Annotated in this window: 5 protein-coding genes and 2 pseudogenes; 5 read left to right on the top strand and 2 right to left on the bottom strand. The window is 72.0% G+C overall.

Features of this window, described 5'->3' with window-relative positions:
- Positions 1-326 (bottom strand): annotated as a pseudogene (locus WH07_RS31535) (SigE family RNA polymerase sigma factor); the annotation flags it as partial.
- Between the two features lie 246 nt (positions 327-572).
- Between WH07_RS31535 and afsQ1 the strand changes: the two are divergent.
- From afsQ1 to WH07_RS31510, 5 genes and pseudogenes are all read left to right on the top strand, one after another.
- Positions 573-1,250, top strand: a complete 678-nt coding sequence (gene afsQ1 / locus WH07_RS31530) for a two-component system response regulator AfsQ1 (protein ID WP_079124961.1) — start codon at positions 573-575, stop codon at positions 1,248-1,250.
- Positions 1,148-2,878, top strand: a complete 1,731-nt coding sequence (locus tag WH07_RS31525; protein ID WP_408645972.1) for an ATP-binding protein — start codon at positions 1,148-1,150, stop codon at positions 2,876-2,878. The genes afsQ1 and WH07_RS31525 overlap by 103 nt, the downstream gene beginning before the upstream one ends.
- 50 nt (positions 2,879-2,928) lie before the next feature.
- Positions 2,929-3,654: a hypothetical protein gene (locus tag WH07_RS31520; protein ID WP_063775862.1), complete on the top strand. Its 726-nt coding sequence runs from the start codon at positions 2,929-2,931 to the stop codon at positions 3,652-3,654.
- A 134-nt stretch (positions 3,655-3,788) separates the two neighbouring features.
- Positions 3,789-4,358, top strand: a pseudogene (locus WH07_RS31515) (VanZ family protein); the annotation flags it as partial.
- A 95-nt stretch (positions 4,359-4,453) separates the two neighbouring features.
- Positions 4,454-4,654, top strand: a complete 201-nt coding sequence (locus WH07_RS31510; RefSeq protein ID WP_046507703.1) for a PspC domain-containing protein — start codon at positions 4,454-4,456, stop codon at positions 4,652-4,654.
- Positions 4,655-4,768: 114 nt separating this feature from the next.
- Here WH07_RS31510 and WH07_RS31505 read toward each other — a convergent pair whose 3' ends face one another.
- Complete coding sequence (locus WH07_RS31505; RefSeq protein WP_046507700.1) at positions 4,769-5,158, bottom strand: hypothetical protein; 390 nt, start codon at positions 5,156-5,158, stop codon at positions 4,769-4,771.
- Positions 5,159-5,297 lie beyond the last annotated feature (139 nt).

The following is a 5,297-nucleotide window of genomic DNA, read 5'->3' as shown; positions in this document are numbered from 1 at the left end:
CCGGTGAGGTGGTACGCGGTGGCGTACAGGGAGGCGCGGCGCTCCTGGACGTAGGCGGTGAACGCCGCTTCGGCGTCCGCCGTCCGCGCCGGGAGCGTCCGCTCCCCCGATGCCTCCCCGTACGTGGCGGCCGCCCCGGTTGCCCCCGCTCCCCCGTCGGCCGCCCGGTCCGCGTCAACCACCGTCATGTACGACGGCTTGTGCTGACGCCCGGCGCCGCGAACGCACCCCCGCCCGTTCACGGCGCCGGACTTCTCGGCGCTCCATGTGACGTCATGAAGACGCGTGACCACCGCGTTCGAGGCCGTGCCGTGCAGTGCGTTCATCCCGCGCCCCCCGTCATGTGGAGTTGCTCACTGTCTTTGCTGTCTTGATTTCCCCTGTGCCGAAAAGCTTGCCGGGGCAGTTTCATGGCGCTGTCCGCCGACTGTCACAGGCCTGTCACAGGGGGCACCGGTGCTTGCGCGCACAGTGCGGAGGGACAGCGGAAGGACCGCGGGTGGGCAGTGTTGGCAAGCATGGGAGCGCTCCGACGGTCGAACTGCGGCCCCCCATGGGACACAATGAGCCCCGTGCCTTTCCTGTTGCTGATCGAGGACGACGACGCCATCCGCACGGCCCTCGAACTCTCGCTGTCGCGCCAGGGCCACCGGGTGGCCACCGCGGCGACGGGAGAGGACGGCCTGAAACTGCTGCGCGAGCAGCGGCCGGATCTGATCGTGCTGGATGTGATGCTGCCGGGGATCGACGGCTTCGAGGTGTGCCGGCGCATCAGGCGCACCGACCAGTTGCCGATCATCCTGCTGACCGCGCGCAGCGACGACATCGACGTGGTGGTCGGTCTGGAGTCCGGTGCCGACGACTATGTGGTGAAGCCGGTGCAGGGCCGGGTGCTGGACGCGCGGATCCGCGCGGTGCTGCGGCGCGGCGAGCGCGAGTCCACGGATTCGGCAACCTTCGGCGGTCTGGTGATCGACCGGTCCGCGATGACGGTCACCAAGAACGGCGAGGACCTCCAGCTCACCCCGACCGAGCTGCGGCTGCTGCTGGAGCTGAGCCGCCGCCCCGGCCAGGCGCTGTCCCGGCAGCAGCTTCTGCGGCTGGTGTGGGAGCACGACTATCTGGGCGACTCGCGGCTGGTGGACGCCTGTGTGCAGCGCCTGCGGGCGAAGGTGGAGGACGTACCGTCCTCGCCGACCCTGATCCGTACGGTACGGGGCGTGGGATACCGGCTGGACGCGCCTTCGTGAGTGCGGCACCCGCGGTGGACGGGCCGGCCGTCGGCCCGCAGCACGACGGAACGGCGGAGCCCGGCACGGCGGCGCGCGGCAGCGCCGCGAAGAAGGCGATCCTCGCGGGGCTGCGCTGGACCAGTCTGCGGCTGCGGCTCGTGGTCGTCTTCGGCGCGGTGGCGCTGACGGCCGCGGTCTCCGCGTCGGGGATCGCGTACTGGCTCAACCGCGAGGCGGTGCTGACCCGTACGCAGGACTCGGCCCTCAACGACTTCCAGCAGAAGATGCAGAACCGCGCGGCCGAGCTGCCGCTGTGGCCGAGCCAGAGCGAACTGCAGGACACCGCGGAGCAGATGGCGGGCGGCAGCGCCGGGTACAGCGTGCTGCTGATAGGTGAGCGCGCCGAGGGCAAGCCGATGGTCGGCGTGTCCGATCCGGACACCTTCACCCTGGACGACGTGCCGGAGTCGCTCCAGCAGGCCGTCAACAACAAGCAGAAGATCACTTCCGGCAACGCCTACCCGTACCACGTGTTCTGGCTGCGCACCGAGCGTGACGGCACGCCGTATCTGGTGGGCGGTACGCGGATCATCGGGGGCGGTCCGACCGGCTATCTCTTCAAGTCCCTGGACCAGGAGCGGGCGGATCTGAACTCGCTGGCCTGGTCGCTGGGCATCGCCACCGCCCTCGCGCTGGTCGGCTCGGCACTGCTGGCTCAGGCCGCGGCCACGACCGTACTGAAGCCGGTGCAGCGCCTCGGCGAGGCGGCGAGGCAGCTCGGGGAGGGCAAGCTCGACACCCGGCTGCGGGTGTCGGGGACGGACGAACTGGCGGATCTGTCGCGTACGTTCAACAAGGCCGCCGAGTCGCTCCAGAAGAAGGTCGCGGACATGAGCGCGCGGGAGGAGTCGAGCCGCCGTTTCGTCGCAGACATGTCGCACGAGCTGCGGACGCCGCTGACCGCGCTGACCGCCGTGACCGAGGTCCTGGAGGACGAGGCGGACAGCCTCGACCCGATGATCGCGCCCGCCGTGACGCTGGTGGTGAGCGAGACCCGGCGGCTCAATGTGCTGGTGGAGAATCTGATGGAGGTCACCCGCTTTGACGCGGGTACGGCCCGGCTCGTGCTGGACGATGTCGATGTCGCCGACCAGGTCACGGCCTGTATCGACGCGCGGGCCTGGCTGGACGCGGTGGATCTGGACGCGGAGCGGGGCATCATGGCGCGGCTCGACCCGCGCCGGCTCGATGTGATCATGGCGAATCTGATCGGCAACGCCCTCAAGCACGGCGGTTCGCCGGTGCGGGTCTCGGTGCGTACGGAAAGCGGCTCCCTTGTGATCGAGGTTCGCGACCACGGCCCGGGCATCCCCGAGGACGTCCTGCCGCATGTCTTCGACCGGTTCTACAAGGCGAGCGCCTCCCGGCCGCGGTCGGACGGCAGCGGTCTGGGGCTGTCGATCGCGATGGAGAACGCGCATATCCACGGCGGTGACATCAGCGCGGCCAATGTGCCGGGCGGCGGCGCGGTGTTCGTGCTGCGGCTGCCGAAGGACGGCGCGAAGCCCGGTACGGAGACGGCGGCGCGGGACCACGACCGGGACGGCGAGGACGGGGCGGCGGCAGCGGAAGGCGGCGCGCGGTGATGCCCGGGCGCACCGTGACGCCGGGAGGCACCGTCACGTCGAGAGGCTCTGTGGCAGCGGGGAAGCGGGCGCGGGGCGGTCCGCGCGGCGGCCGGACGGCCGTCGCGCTGCGGCGCCTCGCGGGGGCGGCCGCGCTGGCGGTCCTCGCCGCCGGGTGCGGGATCAGGACCACCTCGGTGCCGGTGGACGCCGGACCGGCACCCTCGCGGATGCCCTGCCAGGTCGCCGGTGAGAGCGTGATCACCCAGGCGCGCCCGGGCGTTCCGGTACGGATCTATCTGGCCTGCGCCTCCGGCCTCTCGTCGGTGGAGCGCGCGGCGCGGATCCCTCGGGGGAAGGCGGCGGACAACCGGGTGGAGATCGCGCAGGGTCTGCTCGACGAGCTTCAGGCGCAGCCCTCGAAGAGCGAGCGCGAGGCGGGCTTCACCACCTATGTGCGGGGTCCGCTGATCCTCTCCGCCCCGCGCAAGGGCGATCCCGCGGACGCGCTGCGGCTGAGCCGCCAGCCCGAGGACCTGCCGGCGGCGGCGCTGGCCCAGATCGTCTGCACCTTCGCGGAGAGCGAGGTCACGGACGGGACGGTGGTGCTCGGCGGGCCCGGCAGCTATCCGGCGCGCGCGTACGGATGCGGCCGGGAGACGAAGAGCGACCCGGACACGGCGGTGCCGACGCTCGCGCCGTCGCCCTCGGAGTCCGGGGCGGGCACGGCGTCCGCGTCCGGGACGGCTTCCGCTTCCGGGCTGCGGTCCGGCTCGGGACCGGGCTCCGCTCCGTAACCGTACGTACGGTTCGTACCGCCGCGCCCCGTGACCGTACGGTTCGTACCGCCGCCGGGGTGACTCCCGTCTCATGACGGGCGTCACGTGCGAGCGGCGGAACCGACTCCGCCGGTCGCCGCGTCCTTGGGGACGTGCGTCAAGGTCCGGGCGGCAGTGCCGTCATCCGCTTCCGTACGGCGGGGCTCGTACTCCTCCTCCTGCATCTGCTGCTGGTGGGGTGGCTGACGCTCCGCCCACTGGATGTCCCCTGGGTGCACGCGGCCAATCTGACGCCCCTGGCGGGCATCAAGGCGGATCTGGCGCTGGGCCCGGTGGCGGGCGCGCGGCGGATCACCGAGGGGCTGCTCCTGCTGGCGCCGCTCGGAGTGCTGCTGCCGATGGCGGGCGGCCGGATCGCGGTCTCGGGCTGGGCCTCCATGGCCCGTACGGTCACCGCGGGCGGGATGATCTCGCTGGGCATCGAACTGCTGCAGACGGGCGTCCCCGGCCGGGTGGTCGACGTGGACTCGCTGCTGCTCAATACGGCCGGGGTGGCGCTGGCGCATCTGCTGCTGGTGCCCGCGGGCCGGGCGCGGCTGCGGCGGAGGCGTACCCGTACGGTACGGGGGACCGTCCGCCTCGGGGACGACACGGAGCCCCTCCACCGGGACGAGGGTCCTCAGGGCGCGACCCCGACGATTCCCAGGGTCGGCATCGCTCCTCAGAGCGACGCCCGAGGCGGGGCGCCCGCCGCACCATGGAGACAACGGGAGCGCCACAAGGAGCGGCTCCCATCAGTCTTCAAGGAGAGCCCACCATGGCCGCATTGATCCGCCCTCGTGACGGACGCGTGATCGGCGGAGTGTGCGCGGCGCTGGCCCGGCGCTTCAACACCTCCGCGAACACGGTTCGAGCGATCTTCCTGATCAGTTGCCTGCTGCCCGGTCCGCAGTTCCTGCTCTATCTGGCGCTGTGGGCGCTGCTGCCGGGCGAGAAGACGGTGACGACCGCCTGGTAGGCGGTGCGCCGGGCTCATACGAGGAGCTTTCCGTACGTCCGTACGTACGAGTGGGGCGGGTACCCGGATCCGGGTACCCGCCCCACTGCTGTGTCCGGCGCCAGGGCCTGGGCCTCAGCCGCCGATCGGGATGCCGTTGACGGGCAGTCCGCCCTTGGCGAGGCCGTTGACCGGCAGTCCGCCGAGCAGGCCGTTGAGCGGGCTCGCGCTGCCGGCGGTGCTCGCCGAGCCGAAGACGATCGGCGCGACCTGCCGCAGGGTGCCGAGCGCCAGCTTGCTGCCCTGGACGACATCGGGCGCGGGCGCGGGAAGCTGCTCGGCGGTCTGCTCCAGCGGCAGTTGCTCGGCGGCGGAGCCCACGGTGTCCAGCGCGGTGACCGTGCTCTTGGCGACGAGCGCGGCGGGTCCGGTGGGCGCGGCGGCCGAGGCGGTGCCCGCGGCGGCGGAGGCGAAGGCGGCACCGAGGGCGGCGACACCGAGAGTCTTGACGGCGGACTGCTTCATCTGCGGTTTCGTCCTTGGGGAGGGGAACGGGGGGGACGGAGCGGGGGAATGACGCGCAATGCGAGCGGCTCTGCAAATTAGCCAGTCGCCCGTATCCCCCGCAAACACCGGCGGGCGCCCGGAATTCCGTGTTCCGGAC

This window comes from Streptomyces odonnellii (assembly GCF_000981895.1).
Taxonomy (GTDB): Bacteria; Actinomycetota; Actinomycetes; order Streptomycetales; family Streptomycetaceae; genus Streptomyces; species Streptomyces odonnellii.
Note: the sequence above shows the minus strand (reverse complement) of the source record. Positions and strands in the feature narration are given on the sequence as shown.

Bases quoted from the DNA above. Each gene is read 5' to 3' on its own strand.
- WH07_RS31510 (WP_046507703.1), top strand. From the start codon at position 4,454: ATGGCCGCATTGATCCGCCCTCGTGACGGACGCGTGATCGGCGGAGTG.
- WH07_RS31505 (WP_046507700.1), bottom strand. From the start codon at position 5,158: ATGAAGCAGTCCGCCGTCAAGACTCTCGGTGTCGCCGCCCTCGGTGCC.